Annotated in this window: 20 protein-coding genes and 1 pseudogene; 3 read left to right on the top strand and 18 right to left on the bottom strand. The window is 67.0% G+C overall.

Annotated features, from left to right (window positions below; translation table 11 throughout):
- Positions 1 to 42 precede the first annotated feature (42 nt).
- Positions 43 to 1116, top strand: a complete 1074-nt coding sequence (locus OG799_RS04305; protein WP_406043300.1) for a recombinase family protein — start codon at positions 43 to 45, stop codon at positions 1114 to 1116.
- 124 nt (positions 1117 to 1240) lie between these two features.
- Here OG799_RS04305 and OG799_RS04300 read toward each other — a convergent pair whose 3' ends face one another.
- The 12 genes from OG799_RS04300 to OG799_RS04245 form a co-directional block, all read right to left on the bottom strand.
- The gene (locus OG799_RS04300) at positions 1241 to 2536 is read right to left on the bottom strand and encodes an IS256 family transposase (RefSeq protein ID WP_406043298.1); all 1296 of its coding nucleotides are present in this window, start codon (positions 2534 to 2536) and stop codon (positions 1241 to 1243) included.
- 135 nt (positions 2537 to 2671) lie between these two features.
- Complete coding sequence (gene tnpC / locus OG799_RS04295) at positions 2672 to 4075, bottom strand: IS66 family transposase (protein WP_406043274.1); 1404 nt, start codon at positions 4073 to 4075, stop codon at positions 2672 to 2674.
- A 539-nt stretch (positions 4076 to 4614) separates the two neighbouring features.
- Complete coding sequence (locus OG799_RS04290; protein ID WP_406043296.1) at positions 4615 to 5364, bottom strand: Wadjet anti-phage system protein JetD domain-containing protein; 750 nt, start codon at positions 5362 to 5364, stop codon at positions 4615 to 4617.
- A 24-nt stretch (positions 5365 to 5388) separates the two neighbouring features.
- Entirely contained in the window at positions 5389 to 6279 is an 891-nt protein-coding gene (locus OG799_RS04285; protein WP_406043294.1) for an IS3 family transposase, read from the bottom strand.
- Positions 6276 to 6572 (bottom strand): transposase, encoded by a 297-nt coding sequence (locus OG799_RS04280; RefSeq protein WP_357115009.1) that lies wholly within the window; start codon positions 6570 to 6572, stop codon positions 6276 to 6278. The genes OG799_RS04285 and OG799_RS04280 overlap by 4 nt, the downstream gene beginning before the upstream one ends.
- A gap of 6 nt (positions 6573 to 6578) precedes the next feature.
- Complete coding sequence (locus tag OG799_RS04275) at positions 6579 to 7082, bottom strand: DUF3322 domain-containing protein (RefSeq protein WP_406043292.1); 504 nt, start codon at positions 7080 to 7082, stop codon at positions 6579 to 6581.
- 2 nt (positions 7083 to 7084) lie between these two features.
- Positions 7085 to 7591, bottom strand: a complete 507-nt coding sequence (locus OG799_RS04270; protein WP_406046199.1) for an SbcC/MukB-like Walker B domain-containing protein — start codon at positions 7589 to 7591, stop codon at positions 7085 to 7087.
- A 568-nt stretch (positions 7592 to 8159) separates the two neighbouring features.
- On the bottom strand, positions 8160 to 8759 hold the full coding sequence (locus OG799_RS04265) for a transposase (protein ID WP_406043290.1): 600 nt from the start codon (positions 8757 to 8759) through the stop codon (positions 8160 to 8162).
- Positions 8760 to 8808: 49 nt separating this feature from the next.
- Entirely contained in the window at positions 8809 to 9693 is an 885-nt protein-coding gene (locus OG799_RS04260; RefSeq protein ID WP_406036413.1) for an IS3 family transposase, read from the bottom strand.
- On the bottom strand, positions 9690 to 9989 hold the full coding sequence (locus OG799_RS04255; protein WP_406036412.1) for a transposase: 300 nt from the start codon (positions 9987 to 9989) through the stop codon (positions 9690 to 9692). Before OG799_RS04255 ends, OG799_RS04260 begins: the two co-directional genes overlap by 4 nt.
- A 63-nt stretch (positions 9990 to 10052) precedes the next feature.
- Positions 10053 to 10490, bottom strand: a complete 438-nt coding sequence (locus OG799_RS04250; RefSeq protein WP_406043288.1) for a transposase — start codon at positions 10488 to 10490, stop codon at positions 10053 to 10055.
- 125 nt (positions 10491 to 10615) lie between these two features.
- Entirely contained in the window at positions 10616 to 11902 is a 1287-nt protein-coding gene (locus tag OG799_RS04245) for a hypothetical protein (protein ID WP_406046524.1), read from the bottom strand.
- A 356-nt stretch (positions 11903 to 12258) separates the two neighbouring features.
- Here OG799_RS04245 and OG799_RS04240 point away from each other — a divergent pair, with 356 nt between their 5' ends.
- On the top strand, positions 12259 to 12981 hold the full coding sequence (locus OG799_RS04240) for a hypothetical protein (protein ID WP_406046523.1): 723 nt from the start codon (positions 12259 to 12261) through the stop codon (positions 12979 to 12981).
- A gap of 309 nt (positions 12982 to 13290) precedes the next feature.
- On the opposite strand, the pseudogene OG799_RS04235 reads toward OG799_RS04240, so the two are convergent.
- From OG799_RS04235 to OG799_RS04210, 6 genes and pseudogenes are all read right to left on the bottom strand, one after another.
- Positions 13291 to 13482: pseudogene (locus OG799_RS04235) on the bottom strand (ATP-binding protein); the annotation flags it as partial.
- Entirely contained in the window at positions 13479 to 14084 is a 606-nt protein-coding gene (locus tag OG799_RS04230; RefSeq protein ID WP_406043286.1) for a DUF4194 domain-containing protein, read from the bottom strand. The pseudogene OG799_RS04235 and the gene OG799_RS04230, both read right to left, overlap by 4 nt.
- Positions 14059 to 14688: a DUF3375 family protein gene (locus OG799_RS04225; protein ID WP_406043284.1), complete on the bottom strand. Its 630-nt coding sequence runs from the start codon at positions 14686 to 14688 to the stop codon at positions 14059 to 14061. Before OG799_RS04225 ends, OG799_RS04230 begins: the two co-directional genes overlap by 26 nt.
- Positions 14685 to 15524 (bottom strand): DUF3375 domain-containing protein, encoded by an 840-nt coding sequence (locus tag OG799_RS04220; RefSeq protein ID WP_406043282.1) that lies wholly within the window; start codon positions 15522 to 15524, stop codon positions 14685 to 14687. The genes OG799_RS04225 and OG799_RS04220 overlap by 4 nt, the downstream gene beginning before the upstream one ends.
- Before the next feature lie 251 nt (positions 15525 to 15775).
- Positions 15776 to 16825 (bottom strand): tyrosine-type recombinase/integrase, encoded by a 1050-nt coding sequence (locus OG799_RS04215; RefSeq protein WP_406043280.1) that lies wholly within the window; start codon positions 16823 to 16825, stop codon positions 15776 to 15778.
- Positions 16815 to 17117, bottom strand: coding sequence for an AbrB/MazE/SpoVT family DNA-binding domain-containing protein (locus OG799_RS04210; RefSeq protein WP_406043278.1), 303 nt, complete (start codon positions 17115 to 17117; stop codon positions 16815 to 16817). Before OG799_RS04210 ends, OG799_RS04215 begins: the two co-directional genes overlap by 11 nt.
- 382 nt (positions 17118 to 17499) lie before the next feature.
- Here OG799_RS04210 and OG799_RS04205 point away from each other — a divergent pair, with 382 nt between their 5' ends.
- Complete coding sequence (locus tag OG799_RS04205) at positions 17500 to 17907, top strand: hypothetical protein (protein ID WP_406043276.1); 408 nt, start codon at positions 17500 to 17502, stop codon at positions 17905 to 17907.
- Positions 17908 to 17946: the final 39 nt, after the last annotated feature.

Raw genomic sequence — 17946 nt, 5'->3', positions numbered from 1 at the left:
CGACTGCACCGCCTGGAACCCGATCCCCTCACCGCTCCCGTCGTGCAGCGCATCTACGCCGAGTACCTCGCCGGACAAGGCATCTTCGCCATCGCCGAAGGACTCACCCGCGACGGCATCCTCTCCCCCTCGGCCTACGACCGGCGACGCAACCCACACCGCACCACCACGGCATGGAGCAAGAGCGCCATCCGCGTCATCCTGACCAACCCTCGCTACACCGGCCGCCAGGTGTGGAACAAACAACGCAAGACCGAAATCCTGATCGATGTCGACGACGTCGCCCTTGGACACGAAACCAAACTGCGCTGGAACCCCACCAACGAGTGGATCTACTCCGGCGCCCTGGCACACGAACCACTCATCGATGACGAGACGTATACCCGCACCCAGACGCTGATCGCCAGTGCGGGAAGGCGTCCCGATGGGGTCACGAAGCCCCGGGCCAGCAAGCGCAACTACGTGCTGTCCGGCCTCCTGCAGTGCGGCATCTGCCAACGGCGCATGATCGGCAGCTTCAACAACGACCGCAACAACTACCGCTGCACCTACGCCGCCGAGTACGCCGACGCGAACCGCATCGCGCACCCCCGCAGCGTCTATGTCCGCGAGGACCACATCCTCGAACAACTCGACCCATGGCTCGCCCGAGCCTTCTCACCCAGCCGACTCACCGCAACCGTCCGAGCGATGGCCGAAGCGCAACACGACGACGCCGATCAACAGGCGATCAAGGCAGCACGGGAAAACCTCGCCACCTGCGCAACCCGGCTGGACCGCTACCGTGCCGCTCTCGACAGCGGAGCCGACCCCACCGTCGTCAGCCGATGGATCGCCGACGTCCAAGCAGAACAGGTCACCGCCGAGGCCAAGCTGCGCAGCCTCACCGGACGGCAGACTATGAGCCCTGACGAGATACGCCACATCGTAGAAGCCTTGGGCAACATCACCGCGGTGCTTCGCGACGCCGCCCCCGCCGACAAGGCCCTGATCTACCGCGAATTGGGGCTGACTCTGACCTACCGGCCGACAGCCCGCACGGTATCCGCTCAGGCAAACCCAAGTGGATCATGTACTAAATTGTGTCCGAGGGGGGATCTGAACTCTCCTATGTAGCATCCGTTATACAAACGGGTGCTCATGCGGTAAAGCCTAGCACCTCACGGTGCGGTAACTGGATAGGTCCCTGAATCGAGGCGCGTTGAGCAATCGTCAAGACTTGTGGATGAGAAATCTTTGATCAGGCGGCGGCAGTGATGGCGATGGATTCCTGACCTGTCCGTTCGACGAGGTGGCCGCGTTCGAAGCGGGCGCCGGCGCGGACGAGGGCGACAAGGTGTGGTGCGTTGACCGCCCGCCACCGGGCCTGGGCGGCCTCGATGAGTTTGAACGCCATGGCCAGGCCGGCGGCCTTCGATCCAGGGCCCTTGGTGACCTTCGTGCGGTGCCGCACGGTCGCGAACGTCGACTCGATCGGGTTCGTGGTGCGCAGGTGCACCCAGTGCTCGGCGGGGTAGTCGTAGAACGCGAGGAGCTCGTCGAGGTCATCGGTGACCTTGGCGACGGCCTTAGCGAACTTGGCGCCGTAGGCGAGCTTGAACGCGGCGACGGCGCGGCGGGCGTGGTCGCGGTCCTCGGCGTTCCAGACCTCGGCGAGGGCCTTCTTCGCGCCGGGATGCGCGGACTTCGGCAGCGCAGCGAGGACGTTGCCGATCTTGTGGAACCAGCAGCGCTGCTCACGGGTTTCGGGCAACACCTCACGTAACGCCGACCAGAAGCCGAGCGCGCCGTCGCCGACGGCCAGGACCGGGGCGCGCATCCCGCGGCGTTTACAGTCGCGTAGCAGGTCCGCCCAGGAGCCGGACGACTCGCGGTAGCCCTCGGCCAGGGCGATGAGTTCCTTGGTGCCGTCGACGCGGACGCCGATCATGACGAGCAGGCACAGTTTCTCCTCGTCGAGGCGCACGTTGAGGTGCACCCCGTCCGCCCACAGGTAGACATAGTCCACACCCGAGAGGTCGCGGTCGGCGAACTGGCGGGCCTCGTCCTGCCACTGCACGGTCAGCCGGGTGATCACCGCCGCGGACAGTCCCGAGCCGGTGCCGAGGAAGTTCTCCAGCGCGGGGGCGAAGTCCTGCGACGACAGGCCATGCAGGTAGAGCAGCGGTAACACCTCGGTGATCTTCGGCGACTTACGGCACCACGCCGGCAGGATCGCCGACGAGTACCGCTGACGCTCGCCGGCGTCGTCGACGCGTTTGTCGTTGACCCGCGGCGCGGCGACCTCCACGGCCCCGGCCGCGGTCAGGACCTTCCGCGGCTGGGCGTGACCGTTACGCACGACCAACCGCCGCCCGGCATCGTCGACGTCGCCGGTGTGCGCAGCGATATACGCAGCCACCTCGGCTTCGAGGGCAGCGGCGAGCATCCTACGGGCACCGTCCCGCACGATCTCGTCGATCAACGACCCACCCGCCCCGGCCGGGACCGATCCGGTCGCTGGCGTGGGGTCATCAGGGTTGACTACCGTGAGCACGGGCGTACCTTCCCGACCCGCGCTGGCAGGCGCGGGCCTTGCTGGAAACCTTCATCGGCTATCCCCGGGAAGGTACGCCCCTCCCAAGGTCATCCACAGGTTTCAAGCATTGCTCAGGCGCGTTGGAGCCGGTGGTCAGGCGGTGGTGGGGATCCAGGGGTTGCCGGCGGCGGCGGTGATGAGGGCGTCGAGCATGCCGAGGCCGTTTCGGGTGGCGGTGGCTGTGTAGCTGCGGATCGCAGCGAAGTGTTCGGCTCCCGTGAGGGTGCGCATGCTGCCGGAGACTTTGATCCTCAGTTTCGGCATGCGGATGGTCCGCTCGGCCGGGTTGTTGTCGAACGGGACGGCGGGGTTGGTGACGAAGCGCAGGTAGTCGTCGCGGCGGTCACGCAGCCGGACGAACAGGGCGTGATGCTTGCGTTCGAGCTTGCTCGCGCGTTCGGCGGTGGCTTGGGCGCCGAGCACGACCGCGCTGCGCAACAGGTGCAGGTGGTAGGCGAGGTCGGCCTGATCAGGTGTGGCGTCGGCGGTGTGCGCGGTGCCGACGAGCTGGTTCAGCTGCCGCAGGGCGCTGATGGCCTGGCCGGCGAGGTCGGCGACCAGGCCGGTGGCGGTGTCGGTGACATAGATCAACTCGCGGAGCGCGTGGGCGTTGCACAGCGCGTGGACCGCGTCGGTGTAGGTGTCGTACGGCGCCCACGCGTCATGCACCGCGACCCCGCGGAACCGCGGGAGGATCCCGATCTCGTCCATCGCGATGGTGCCGCGTTTCGGGTGCACGGCGAGGAGCACGTCGGTGGGTGTGGAGGCGGAGTGCAGCCACGCGAGACGGCCTGCGGTGCGCATCCCGGTCTCGTCGAAATGGGCTACCGGTGCGGCGGCGACGCGTCCGGCGATCACCGGCAGCACGCGGTCGATGATGCCCAGGGCGGTGCGTTTCACCCAGCCGGCCACGGTGCCCGCCGCGACCGGCACCCCGAACAGGTCCTTGATCGCCGCCGCCGTGCGTGACACCGACAGGAACTGCCCGTGCAGCAGGTAGACGCCGATCCCGGCCAGACGCGGCCCGTACACGACCGGCGCGGACGCCTCTGGCGGCGCGGGCGCGGTGGTGTGATGCCCACACGCACAGGCCAAAGTGATCAGCTGATGCTCGGTCACCTGAGGCTTCGGCTCCGGAAGGTCGATCACCTGCCGCCGGGTCACCTCGATCTCGGTAGCCGCCGCCAGGCTCTTCCCGCACCCGGCGCAAACCGCGGGCCGGTGCCGGAGCACCACGTCCGGGTCCGCCACCCGTTCCAAGGTGACACCGTCCTGACCCTTCGGCCGTCCCGGACCCCGACCCGACCGCCCGCGCAACGACTTCGGCGCCGGCTTGGCCAACCCGTCCGACGAGGGAGGCTTCGACGAGTTCGACGACGACAACTTCAACCGGGCTTCCAGATCCGCAACCCGCGCGAGAGCCTGCTCCAACCGGGCGGTCAACTCCACGACGTGCGCAACCAGCTCGTCATACGACGGCAACGACTCGGCAGGCACAACCCGCCAAGCTACCAGCCTCCACAACAGACACCACAACCGCCTGACGACCTATCCAGTCACACGGTGCGTAAACACTACACGCGCGAGCTGCCTATGAGCATCAATTAATTACCCAAGGAAGCCGATTCAATGCGCCTGCAGAGACGACAGCAGCGTAGTCAGTCCAGGCAGGAAGAATTGGGCCGCCGTCAGGCAGACTCAGAGCTGGAGTTCACGCGGTAGCAACAGGGACGGCGCGGCGGTGAGGCCATGGCGGAGGGGCTATGGAGCCGCTGGGCTCGGCCAGCGGCTCGGCCTGTCGTGGTGCCGCCAGTCGGGCGACACCCTGGGTGGTGAGCAGGATCAGAAGCGCGCCGAAGCCTGGGGCGCCAGGGCGGGCCCAACAAGGCCTGCCCCGCGGTGAACGGGTGGCCCTCAGGGCTACTGACTTACTGCCGTCGGCAGTAGCGAACGGCGGAAGCGCCCCCAGCCAAGATTGAGCTCTTTCTCGGCCAGCCGGGGCAGGAGGCTCCCGAGGCCCGGGAACTGTCCGGACGTCAATCGGCCGAAGCCTTGAGGGCATCGCTTATCGCTGGGTACCGGATGTGTTCCTGCTCTAGCCGGAGGGACGGTGCGAATGCGTCATTGACGAGGTCGTCAACAAGTGCCCGCTCTTGTTTCGTAAGCTGCGGAAGTGATCGGCGGGTGGGGGTCGGTTCGCGACCCCAGTGTGCGCGGTGGGCGAGTAGGGTTTCGCGGTCCATGAGAATTGAGCGTGTGTGTGAGAAGGCGGCGCGTAGGCGATCGAGAATGGCGAAGCCGTGCGTGTCGATGTCGCCCCAGTAGATGAGGTTGCGGTCGCGGAGCCATGTCAGGGGCTCCAGTTTCGCGACGGCGTAGCCGCTGCCGAGGATCACGGCAGCGCCGTGGACGGGCGGGAAGGCGAGGAAGGTGGTTTCGTTCTCGACGACATAGACGGTCGCCACAGGCGGGGGTGTGGTAGCCAGTTCGCTCGCGCGGACGGTGAGGTCGCTGTACGGCATGGGGCGGTGGTGGTTGTCGAGGAAGCGGATTCGAACGAGCAGAGGCTTGGGCCGTAGTCCGTAGCGTTCAGCGAAGGCTGACGGCGGGTGAGCGACGTTGACTCGATCAGCGGGGAGGTGTCGGTCGAGTAGCTCGGCAAGGATGCTGCGGCGGGTTTCGACGAACTTGGTGTCGACGTCGCGGACGTCGATCTGTCGCAGGTAGGTGGCGGGATCGGCGTGATGGTCGATCCACGCGACCGTGTCGAGCAGGCGAGTTGTCAATCCCCTGGAAGCGTGGAGGGTTGTTTAAGCTGCCTGAGCCCGGCGGGCTTCGGCGATGAAGTGTTCGTAGTCGACGGGTGACATGCCGTCGCAGGCGCTGTGACGTCTGCGGACGTTGTAGAAGTCGACGATCCAGGTGGCGATCTTGAGTCGGGCCTCGGATCGGGTGCGGAACCGTTGCCGGTGGATGTACTCGACCTTGATGGTGGAGTTGAACGCCTCCGCGGCGGCGTTGTCCAGGGCGCAGCCGACCCGGCCCATCGACTGTAGGACACCGAGGCGGCGGCAGGCCTTGGCGTAGTCGGCGGCGGTGTACTCGCTGCCGCGGTCGCTGTGGAAGATCACTCCGTCGACGGTGCCGCCGCGGGTCGCGGCGGCCATGCCCAGGGTCGCCTGGGTCAGGTCGGCGTCGTGATGCGCGCTCATCGCGTAGCCGAGCAGCCGCCTCGAGTACAGGTCGATCACCGTGGCCAGGTAGAGCTTGCCCTCGTCGGTGACGACCTCGGTGATGTCGCCGCACCACAACACGTCCGGCGCGACGGCGGTGAACTGCCGCCGCACCCGGTCCGGCGCCACCGGGCGTTTGCCCTGCTTGGTGAGGCTGCATCGGCGTCGCGGGGTGCGTCCGGCCAGACCCAGCTGCGCCATGCGCGCCGCGACGGTGTTGACCGACACCTGCCACCCGTCGGCGTGCAGATCCTGGGTCACCCGGGGAGAGCCGTACGTGCCGCCGGAGGCGTCAAACGCGGCCCGGATCGCCTCATCAAGGGCGTCGCGGCGGGTCTGCCGCGCGGTGGGCCGCCGGTCACGCCACTTGTAGAACCACGACTGCGACAGTCCCAACGCCCGACAGGTCACCGCGTGCGGCACGGCGTGCTCGGTCCTCTGAGCGGCGACGAACCCGGCCACAGTCACTTCGTCGCCTCCTTGACCCACAGGACCACGGATCGCTTGAGCACATCGCGCTCCATCGCCAGCTCGGCGTTCTCCTTGCGCAGCCGAGCCAGCTCGGCGCGTTCGTCCTCACCGAGACCGCCGGCGGCGGCCTCACCCCGAGCCCGCCGGTCCTGCGCCACCCAGTTGGCCAAGGTGCCGTCGTTGATCCCCAGGTCCCGAGCGACCTGCGCGATCGGCTTGCCCGTCTCCCGCACGATCCGCACGGCGCCCTCACGGAACTCCCGGTCGAACCGCCGCCTCGTCTCAGCCATGACCATCTATCCCCTTAGGTCCGGCCTCCACGCTATCGGGGGAACCTCACGAGTCCAGTCCTGTTCGTGGGTGAGGAGCTTCATCGGGCGCTCGGCGGCCCACGCGGCTATCGGAGGTGAGACGGCGCGGGTTAGGTCGAGGAGGGTTTGATAGCGGTGGACCTGGGCCTGGACGCCGAGCGTTCGCCAGAGGGCGTCTGGCGTGTCGATCCATGCCTTGTGCGGGAGTTGGTTGGTGCCGATGAGCCGGCCGCCTACGCTGCGGTACTCGACACGCAGGGATCGGCCGTCGACTTCGCGCCAGCGGGTGGCCCACTGTTGGACATCCCCGAAGTTGTCGGCGGTTTCGGCGGCGGTCGGTCCTTTCAGCGGCACGGCGAGCGGGGTTGGCGATGTGCCGTGGGCAACGTCGCGGAGGAAGTCGCCGCGTTCCCAGCGCCGTCGCAGGACGGCGATGGCGTCCTCGACGATGGTCCATGGGGCTTGTTGGCTGCTGCGGCTGCGCGGCATAGTTATGCCTCCGGGTCGGCGCCAGTGTGGGCCTGTCGCCGGCGGTGGTATTCGTCGATGGTCAGGGTCTGCAGCCGGGAGAAGCTGTCGGTGGGGTTGTCGACGAAGCCGACTGCGGATACGTATGGCTCGATGACGTGGATCTTCTGCAGGGGTGTGACGATCAGCAGTTGCAGGCCGAGACGCTGGAACAGGGCGAGCGCGAAGCGGGTGGAGTCGTCGGAGCCACGGCCGAAGGCTTCGTCGATGACGACGAACCGGAATGTGCCGGTGTTCTCGGCGTCGAGACGGAACTGGTAGGCCAGGGACGCGGCCAGGATGGTGTAGGCGAGCTTCTCTTTCTGCCCTCCGGACTTGCCGCCGGAGTCGGCGTAGGTCTCGTATTCGGTGTCGTCGTCTCGCCAGCGCTCGGTGGCTGTGAAGGTGAACCAGTTGCGGACGTCGGTGACGCGTCTGGTCCAAGCGCGGTCGGTCTCTGTCTGGCCTTCCCGGCCGCGGAAGCGCTCGATGAGGGCTTACCTGCTTCGGCCCTGAGTGGCAAGGGCGCGAATGTTGGTAGTTTGTTGGTATTCCCCGCTTGTGGGTGGACGCGCGGATTCGTCCTTCCGACCCGACAGGTGCCGGATTCTGCGATCGGGTGGGCGGGTCAAGGGTCGGCGGAGCTGATCGCGTAGCGACGCCGTAGGCGCCCTTGACGCGGCTGCCCGTGAGTGGACGATGTCAGGCGCTCGGGTGGAAGGGTTTGGCGGCGTTGTCGGTCGGGGTGTTGAGTGTTGCCTCCTGTGGGGTTCGGTAGGTGCTCGGACCGTGATGTGTCCTCTGTGGAGTGTGGTGGTGCAGGCGCGGGCAGCCAGGCTTACCTAGGCCCACGAGCCGACCGTGCTGGTCATGACCCGGCGACATGATGATCGATTGGTTGTCCCCCGCCTGCGGGGGTTGCGACCGCTCAGTCTTTGGAGGCCGTCCGCGTCGCCCGCACGGCGGAAGATCGCGGCCTGACAGCCCTCTGGCAGGAACTGGTCGCATCGCGCATCGGGTGAGAATGTGGCACCCGCCTGCCCGCCACCTCCACCGGGATCACCCGGTCCCGGTCCAGATGAACGCGTCGTCGCCGAGATCGTTCAGCAGGTGCACCGCCTTCCTGATGATCTTCCGGGCTTCGGAGATCGCGGCACGCTTGCCGTCGATACGCTCCTTGACCGTGGCGTAGTAGGCGTGGTCCGGCGCCGATGCGCGGGCGTGGGTCTTGCCCGCCTCGTAGACGCACCAGCGCAGCACCGCCGGTCCCTGCCGCGACAGGCGCCCGGGACTGGACTTGCCCGCCGAGGAGTACACGGTCACGTCCAGCCCGGCGAACCGGACCGCCTGCCGGGATGAGCGGAACCGCCCGGCGCCGCCCAGCCAGCACACCAGGGCCAGGGCGGTGACCGGTCCGACACCGTACAACGCCTCGCCCAGAACCCGGGCGCCGTGCATCTGCTTGGCCGCGGCCAGCACCTGCCGGCGGACCACGGCCAGCTGTTCATCGCAAACGTCGAGCATCCGCTGGGCGACCGCGACCTGGGTCTGCCCGGCCGGTGACAGCTGCTCGTTGGCGATCCGTTCCAGCCGGCCGAGACCTTCGCTGGTGCTCAGCCCGCCCTCACCCAACGCGGGAGCGCCCTGGTGGAACAACACCGCATGCACCCGCTGTGAGCTTCCACCCCGGGACCGGACACCGGGGTTCTCACGCTGCGAGGGCGTGGGTGTGACGATACCCGAGGCGGGCCTCGGTGGGTGTGCGGTATCCAATGGTCGAATGTAGACGGTTTGTGTTGTAGTAGGCCAGGTAGGCGAAGACCGCTTGGCGAGCGGCGGCGCGGGTGGGCCAGACCTTGGTGCCGACCTCGGTTTTCAGGGTCGCGAAGAAGCTTTCCGCGGCCGCATTGTCATAGCAAGATCCAGTACGGCCCATCGATGCCCGTAGCCGATGTCTGCGCAGGCAGCGGCGGAACTCGGTGGAGGTGTACTGCGATCCGCGGTCCGAGTGGAAGATCGCGCCCTTGCCGGTCAGGCCCCGGCGGGCGGCCAGGGTGATCGCGTTGCAGGCCAGCTCGGCGCGCATGTGCTCGGCCATCGCGTGCCCGACCACCTCGCGGGTGTGCAGGTCGATGACGGTGGCCAGATACAGCCAGCCCTCCTCGGTGGGCAGGTACGTGATGTCGCCGACCAGCTTCTCGCCCGGCGCGGCGGCGGTGAAGCCCCTGCCGAGCAGATCCGGGGCCGGTGGCGCGGTCACATCCTGCTTGGTCAGCGATCGGCGTCGCCGGCGCGTGAAGCCCACGATCCCGCGCTGACGCATGATCCGCTCGACCTTCTTGCGGTTGACCCGCCGGCCGCGCCGGCGTAGCTCCACCGTCACGCGCGGGGACCCGTACGCCTGTCGGTGCGCCGCGTGGATCGCGGTGATCTCCGCAGCGAGCGCGTCCTCGTCCTGCTCACGCTGCTCGCGGGCCTCCGCGGCGTGCAACCACTCGTAGAAGCCCTGGCGGCGCACCCGCAGGACTCGACACAGCCGCGTGACGCCGTAGGTGGCGCGCTCGGCGGAGATGAAGCGGTAGCGGCTGGTCAATGCCCCATCTCCTTGGCAAAATATTGGGCTGCCTTGCGGAGAATGTCCTTCTCCAGCTCCAGCTCCCGCACCCGAGCACGCAGCTTGCGCAGCTCTTCGCGCTCGGTGAGCGTCAACTCGGGCTCCGCGGACCGGCCGCCGGCCTCCCTACGCTCCTCGGCCCGGACCCAACCACGCAGCGTCTCATGGTTGACGCCCAGGTCACGGGCTATCTGCCGCAACGGCGAGTCCGACGAACGGACCAACGCCACCGCGTCCTTACGGAACTGCTCGGTGTACTGCGAGGGACGTGCCACCAGGGCATCCTTCCTCCTGGCTCATCTGCCAGGGATCAGGGTGTCCGGCCCGAGGGGGGAAGCTCACTGGACCCACGCGGTGTGCTCCACCCGAAGATCGTGGTAGGCCTCCAGCAACGCCCGGCACTCCAGCACCCGCCACGGCGGGATCCAACACTGCGGCAGCCGCCCGGTGTCCAGCAACTCGCGGATGTGCCGGGAATCGGTCCGGTCGGTCTTCGCCCGACGCTTACGTCCCCGCAACGCCGCGGTATCGGCCGGCTCGCCCACATGCGCCTCGAACCCAGCGGCGGCCAGCTCCTCAGCCACGTACCGCCACCCAGTGCACCCCTCCAACCCGAACGCCACATCGTCACGGCCGGACAACCGCGACAGCCACGACCGCAGATGCAACCGATCCGCCGGCGCGATCTGCCCCCGCATGACCTCACCAGTGTCGGTATCGACGTAGTCGAACGTCAGCTGCTTCCGGTGGATGTCCAACCCACCTACGATGGCCATGAGAGACCTCCTCACGCTCCCGAGGGTCACGCACGTGATCCGCACGCACGTGTTCTGTCAGAACAATCCTGCTGCGTCTGAGCTGAGGAGGCCTCTCCACGTTCTCTGCCGAAAGCGCCCGTCGATCAGCTCAACCCCAACGGCGGTAGCCGATGCATGTCATCTTTGACCTGGAGGAATTTACGTTCAGAGTATTGCTCGGAGTCATCGTGGCCGAGGGCGTCGTCCGTGCAGGCGCGCAGCTCGGTTCGGAACTCGCGGACCTCGACGTTCGGGCTCGGGTTGCCGTCGAGCCGGATGTAGCGGCCTGGGTTGTAGTCGATCCCGACGAGGGATTCGTTGATCGTGGCGATGCGGTTCTTGATGAGGGCGGCCTGTTGGCGCAGCTGGGAGTGGAAGGTGGCGATGTCGCGGATGGCGTTGGTGTTGAGGTAGGTCTTGAACTCGGCTTCGAAGCGAGGTAGGTCATCGTGGACGAGGCGCTGGTGCATGGTGCGGTACTCGGCGGCGGCCGCGAGCGAGGCGTCCATCTCCGCCGTGTCCAGGGGGTAGGTGCTGCGGAAGGCCGTCATCAGGCTGACCGCCTTGTTGCTCTCCTGGTTCTGCTTCTTCATGACGTCGTCCCGCTGGCGCGCGAGTGTCGTCATGAGTGATTCGCGGAGGCGGTCCCAACCCTCGGGCGTGACCGGTTGGACCGGGATGAGCGTCATGAGCTGCGGGAAGTGGGCACTTGCCGCTTCATGACGTGGGTCGTCGAGAAGCTCGTCGGCCTCTTGGCGGCGAGACTCGGCAGCTTTCAACGCGTTCTCGGTGACGGCGATCTTGTTGCTGTGCTCGTCACGACGGCGTCTCGCGCCCTGCAGCAGTTGCGTGAGGCCCTCCAGTTCGGCGGTGAGTTCGGCGATACCTTGGGTGCCCGACTCGATGCGACGTTTCTCGTCCTGCAGGCGTTCTATCGTGTGTGTGGCTGCTTCCCAGTCGAGGTCGGCGAAGTCCTGGTAGACGGTGATCTTGTGGAGCTCACCCAGCCGCTGGCTTCGGGCTTTGATCTTGCTGGCGAGCTCGCTTTCGGTCTTGCGGGCGGCGTCTAGGAGGCTGTCGATTCGTTGGCCCTGTTCGACGAGGGCGTGGATCTTCGACTCGTTGGACCAGCCAAGGACGTATTGGCTGCGGTCGTCGATGCGTCTGCGGTCGTCTTTCTCGTGGCGTCCAGAAGGGTCCTTAAGCTGGCCAGTCCGGGTGATCGCCTTGGGAGCGCGACGGAAGTCGACCATGGTGGTGACGCATTGGTGTGCCGCGCGGTGGCGAAGTTCCCGTTGCAGCCACGGGGTGAGCGGTGAGTCTTTGAGGTCGAGGGTGTCAAACAGTTGGAGGCCGGCGTTGAGCGGCGGCGTCTCGACGGCCTTGGGCACGGTGGCTGGTACCCGGTAATAGACGAGTCGGCCGTCCAGATGGTGTTCGTCGACCCAGTCGGCAACTGCCCGGTAGTGCGAATCGGGAACGAGCAGCGACAGTGCGAAGCCTCGCAGGACGCGTTCGGCGGCGCCTTCCCACTCGGCGTGTTCGGCGCGGACTTGGACGAGTTCGCCGACGAAGGGTAGTTCGGTTTCGGGTAGGTCGAGGCCAGCGCAGAGACGTTGCCGCAGGGCGAGGTTGTGGCGTGGGATGTTGCTCGGTCGGCCGCTGAGGCTGCGCAGCTCGGCGTTGATCTCGGCTGCGTCCTTTTCCAGGTCACGGACGTGGACGCCTGCGTCGGTGGTAGCAGTGTGTGAAGGTCGGCGATCGCGCTGTCGTGTCGCTGGATTTCCTCGGCGACTGCCATCTGGCGGGTCGCAAAGGTGGTGGCGTCGGCGACGCGGGCGAGTCCGACTGCGTCGAGCAGTGCGTTCAGGCCCGTCATGCGGTCCCTGCGCAGGTCGCGGGTTGCAGAGAGGTCTTTGATCTGTCGCTCGAGTTCCCTGATGCGTCCGCCGCCGAGGCCCTCTCGTGCGAGGTCGGCGCGGCGGTGTTCTTCTTCCAGGGCTCCGATCTCCCCGTCGACCTGGCCGAGCAGTGTCCGGTTTGTAGTGAGCTGGTCGGTCAACTTCGTGATCTGTGCGTCGAGGAGGTCGGCGCTGCGGCGGGCGACGAGGTGCGGCAGGGCGGCGCGTTGTTCGTCGAGGGTTTGCAGCGTTTGGCCGTGCTGGTCGTGTGCGTCGCAGGCCGCGAGAATCGGGGTGAGCCCGGCGATCTGTTCTCGGGCGCGAAGGACCGCGTCATGAGCTCGGTTGAGGTCGTCGAAGTGGTCGATGAGCTGGCGGATCACCGATGCGGCGTCGAAGGGTTCGAGCATGTGGCTGCGGACGAAGTCGTTGAGGTTGCCGACTGCCTTCATCGATACGGTCTGGTGGAACAGGTCCATTGCCTGCTCGGAGGCGATGCCGAGTCTCCTGCGGAAGTCTTGGCCGTACTCGGGGAGGTGATCGGCGATCTTGGCTCCGCGTTGGCGTAGCCGTCGACGTAGTTGGGAGATCTCCGTGCCGAAGTCGAGGAAGTCTTCGCTGATCGACAGGGAGGTACCGACGGTGACGTAGAAGCGCTCGGGTTGGCCGGTGTTGGCATCGTTCAGCCAGAACACTTGGGCGAGGGTCACTGTCGTTCCTAGCGTCTCGTCAGCGAAGACGCCGAGGATCACCGAAAAGCAACTGCCGCTGCGCAATCCGACCGGCTTGGAGGTGCCGGTGGCGTCATTGCTCTCGGACTTGTAGTAGCCGAGAACGTAGGAGCGCAGCGACCGCTCGCGGGTCTCCGCTCCGGCCGCCTTGTTGTAAGAGATCTTGTTGGCTGGTAGCAGCAGCGTCGTTACTGCGTCGACAAGGGTGGACTTGCCAGAGCCGATGTCGCCGGTGAGGAGGCTGTCGGCTCCGTCGAGGTGGAAGGTCCAGACCCGCTGATCAAAGGTGCCCCAGTTGCGGACTTCCAACCGGTGCAGGCGGTAGCCGTGGCGGGTCATGCAGCGTCATCCTCATCTTCGGTGAGTTCGGCGGCGTACTCCGCAAGGCGGGAGTCGAAGTCCGCCAGCCACTGGGCATCGACGAACGCCTTAAGGATGCGGCGCACCTCGAAGCTGGGGTCCTTGTCCTTCGTCCGGCGCAGGAATCCCAGCTCGACGACCTTCGTCAGGTGAGCGTCGATCTGGTCGACTAGGCGGGCGTCGTTGGCGCCAGGGGGCATGAATACCGTCAGCATGTCGATGATCTGGCGGCGGGTCAGCACGAGCCGGGGATCCGCACCACTGGCGTCGGCCTCGGCCAGCTTGCGGCGCAGTAGGGCGAGCAACAGGCTGACGTGGAACGACAGGGACCGACGCGGCACCAGCCGCGGCACAGGCGGGAGATCGGGATCCTCGGGCCGGGATTTCAGATAGGCGTATCCCTCAGACTCATCGATGACGACGACCAACCCGAGCACAGCGACGTAATCACGGACTTGGGGCTGCAGCGCCGCCAAATGTTGCCAGGCCGCCGCATGGGTGTCTCGGTAGACCACACCCTTCATGAGCTGCGTTACCGCCACGGAAAGCGACGGCTCACTCCGTGTGTCCGGCGCGTTCATTCGCTCTCCCCTCCCTCGTCCGGACGAACGTCACCGACGGGGCGGTGACGGTACGGCGGTTGCCCTCGGAATCGGTCCAGGTGATCGACTCGCGGCGTGACTCGTTGAACACCACCTCGAAGGAGGCGTCATTCAGGGACAGGTAGCCCACCAGCTCGGCGAGCCCGTCCGTCGGTGGGTGAGCGCCGATGATGTCCCGCAGCGACGCCTGAGATGCTCCGCGAAGCACGTCGCGCACTGCCGCGACCAGACGCGTGGGGTCGACATACACCTGCTGGAACAGCGCCGACATGTCAACGTCGACTACAGGGTCGGCGGTGCTGGTGCTGTTGACGGCGTGCCGAGCACGGGGTTGGTACAGCGGCCGCTCCATTGGCAGCACGACCTCGACCCGAGTGTCGTCCAGTGACGTTCTCACCCTCGACGTGTCCACATCTCGTAGCGCGAGTGCGCGTGCCTCAATGCTGCGGAGAACGTCCATGACCCGGCGGTTTTCCAGCCACGCCTGATCGTCAAGGAATCGACGAAGCTGCTCCGACAGCAGTCGCACGGTGGCCTGTGTCCGGCCGGCTGCCTCCAGCCAGTCGTACTGCACACGGTTCATGCGTGGGTCTGCATGGCCGATGGCGTCGAGGGCCTGACCCGTTCCAGCAGATCGGTGAACTCCTCCTGGCGGCGTAGCGAGAGCAGGAAGTCGTAGAACGCGTCGAAGCTGCGGCCCTGATCGGACCCGGAGATGGCCTGCCGACTACCGACGATCTCATCGAGCAGTTCGCCCTTGGATCCCTGCCACGCCGCGATCCGCTCACGCACCCGCCGATCGAGGGCCCGAAAGTTGTCCTCCACCTCCCGCAGATCCCCGAGCAGGCTCCGCGCCGTCGCCACGAACTGCTGATAGCGGTCGCGCTGGGCGGCGTCATCAAGCACGGTGAAGTCGCCGGCGCGGACCCGAGCGATCTCCGCGTCGACCTCCGCGCGGCGTCGCTGTAGGACCTCAAGGCGTGCGTCAGGGTCGGTCTCCGCGCCGAAGGCCATCTGCCGTAGCAGGTCCACGGCGATATTGAGGCGGGACTCTGTTCCCACGAACTCGCGTGCCTGCAGGCTGCGTACCCATGCCAGCGCGCGTTCCACAGCCGGGGTTGCGTCGAAGTGAACCTCGTCGGAGTCCGGCGGGTAGTATCGGCGTAGCCAGCCCGCGTCTACCCAGTCACCAAGGTAGGCACGGGCGCTCTTCGGGAACGTCCCCTCGCCGTACTGGTCATTCAGTGCGAACAACATGTCGTCGAGACGCTCAGCAAGCCGATCCCCCGAGATCGACCTGACGTTGTCATCAACGAACACCTGGCCGAGGAACCGCAGCACCAGCGGTGCATGGTCGGCACGGAGCAGCCGCCAGGCAGGGTCCTGGCGACGCAACCAATCGATCTCGTCGTACTCCACGGGCGTCTTCCCTCTCGGGTTTACTCAGCCGGCGTCAGGCTACCCGCACAGTGCGACGAAACCATCGCACGAAGTGATCAATTGCCGTCGGCGCAAGGCTATGCGGTGAAGCGCCACCACCGATCCATGGAGGAATGCGCTCTGGTGACGTTGTCGCCCAACCACCGGCATCTTTGACTGCCGTGCCGCGCTGCGGCGCGGTGGGGCGCCACTCCCCCACCGCGCCACTTGGGGCGAGTCGGATTGGCCGGTCAGGGCAACGTCCCTGTCGCCGGACCGTTGGAGGTCTCGAGCGCCGTGACGAGTGGGTGTGGCTGTCCGGTCATCGCCGACAGCGCGTCGGCCACATCGTGAAGGTCAGCTTTGATGTAGGTGGTGGTGGAGGAGCCTGGGCTGTCGGTGTGCCCGGCGTAGGCGCGGGCGACTCCGTAGCCGAAGTGGCGTTCCACCCAGGTGAGGGTGGTGTGCCGCAGCCAGTGGGTGGAGATGCCCTGGGCGGCGACCCAGGGCAGACGTTCGCCGATGCGTTTCCACAGGTGGTCGTAGCGGCGGCTGCTGATCGGCTGGCCGTTGCGGTAGCGCAACAGCTGGTCGGTGGGGGCAACGGCGCCGCGGACGCGGGCGTGTTCGTACAGGTGCTCGGCGAGGTCGAGGCTGACCGGCTGCCACCGCACGGTGCCTTTCTCGGCCAGGCGCACGAGCCCGCTGGTGCGATCCAGGTCGACAAGCCGCAGGGCGAGGGCGCCGCCGCGCCGGCAGGCGCTCTCCGTGTGCAGGCGCAGCACGAGGGCGTCGAGGATGACATCGTTGCCGCTGGTCCGCGCCACCGTGTTGATCTCCTCCAGCTCGTGCGGCGTCAACGCGCGGCGTGTGCTCGGGAGGCGGCGGGGTTTGGCTACACGATGGGCAGGACTGGCCGACGCGTCGATCAGACCGTCAGCGACAGCCCGGGAGTAGAAGGCGCGAGCGGCGGCGATGACATGCTCGCCGGCGTGCCGGCCACTGCGGCTGTTACGCCTCGACCGGGCTGTGGCGACCATCTCCTGTTTCATCGCCTCGATGTCGCTGGCCGCGACGCGGTTCAGAGGCCAATCACCCCACGCGGTGGCCATGCGCTCCCAGTAAGTGCCGTAGGTCCGTCTCGCGCCGGGGCCTGCTGCCGCGACAACGCGGGGCAGGTACTCGGCAACCGTCGGCAGAGTGGCTGGCGCGCCGGTGTCGGATTGAAGGTCGGTCAGGGTGACGCCGAGATGGGCCAGGACCTGCAGCGCTGTGGCGACGGCCGTTGGATCAGCAGACATGGGCGCCTCCCGGCATCTGGGCGTGCAGGTCGGCAACGAGTCGGGCAAGCGTGCTGACGGAATGGATGACGAGCAGGTCAGAGGTGACGAGAGCGGCGAGCAGCACCGGCTGGCCGGGCTCGATCCCGCACATTCGCCGCGCAGATGCCGGTAGGGGCAGCGCGCCTCGGCTGCCCACCCTGTGCCGACCGTCGTCGGCCGAACCGACGACGAGCAACCCGTTGTACACCTGAATGCCGAGGCGGCGTCCCGGCTGCCAGCGCAGTGCGTGCAGGAGGTGCTGTTCGGTCACGCGGCCGCAGCGGGACGGGAGAGCCATCCCGAGTAGAAGTTCAGATGCATTGACCGACGCGGGTAGGGCACCCCGGGCGGGCAGTGCCGGCATCGTCGCCGGGCGGGGACGTGGACGGGCAGGCAGTGCGGCAGGAACAAGCGGACGGACAAGCCGTTCACCGCTCGGGATAGGAGGTCGTGTCATGGCGGTGACAACCGGAGGACGACGTCTTGGGCCTCGTCATTCCCGACGGCCGGAAGCCACCGGTGGCCGACGCGCTCCGCGCAGCACCTCTCAGCCCAATGATCGGGCCCCCTCTCGAGGAACCCGACTTGGCTGATGGCTGCAGCGATCATCGAGGGGTACCCCATGACGGCGCACCTCGTGGAGAATGCGGCGGGTGCGACTTGATCTGGACAGCATCGACTGGGCGTCGTTGACGCACGCGTACGGAAGTGCCGAGGATGTGCCTGGCCTCATCCGTGATCTGCGGTCATCCGACGCCGAGGTCCGTAGCGCGGCAATGTACGAGCTGTACGGCAACATTTACCACCAGGGCACCCGCTACGAGGCCAGCGCATACGCCGTCCCCTTCCTGCTGGAGCTGCTGGCCGACCCCGCCACGCCCGCCCGGCACGAAGTCATTCAGCTGCTCTCCTGCCTCGCTGTCGGTTACACGCCTTACGACATACCCGCCAGCGGCTTCCCCATCGCCGAAATCCGCAACGACATGGCCCAAGTCCCCGAGGAGACCTGGCGCCGCTGGTCGCAAGCGATGAAGGACTGGTACGAGGTCGTTAGAACGTGACTGGATAGGTCGTCAGGCGGTTGTGGTGTCTGTTGTGGA

It is taken from the genome of Micromonospora sp. NBC_00898 (assembly GCF_045207895.1).
Lineage (GTDB): Bacteria > Actinomycetota > Actinomycetes > Mycobacteriales > Micromonosporaceae > Micromonospora.
The sequence above is the reverse complement of the archived record's forward strand: the minus strand, read 5'-3'. Positions and strand labels throughout refer to the sequence as shown.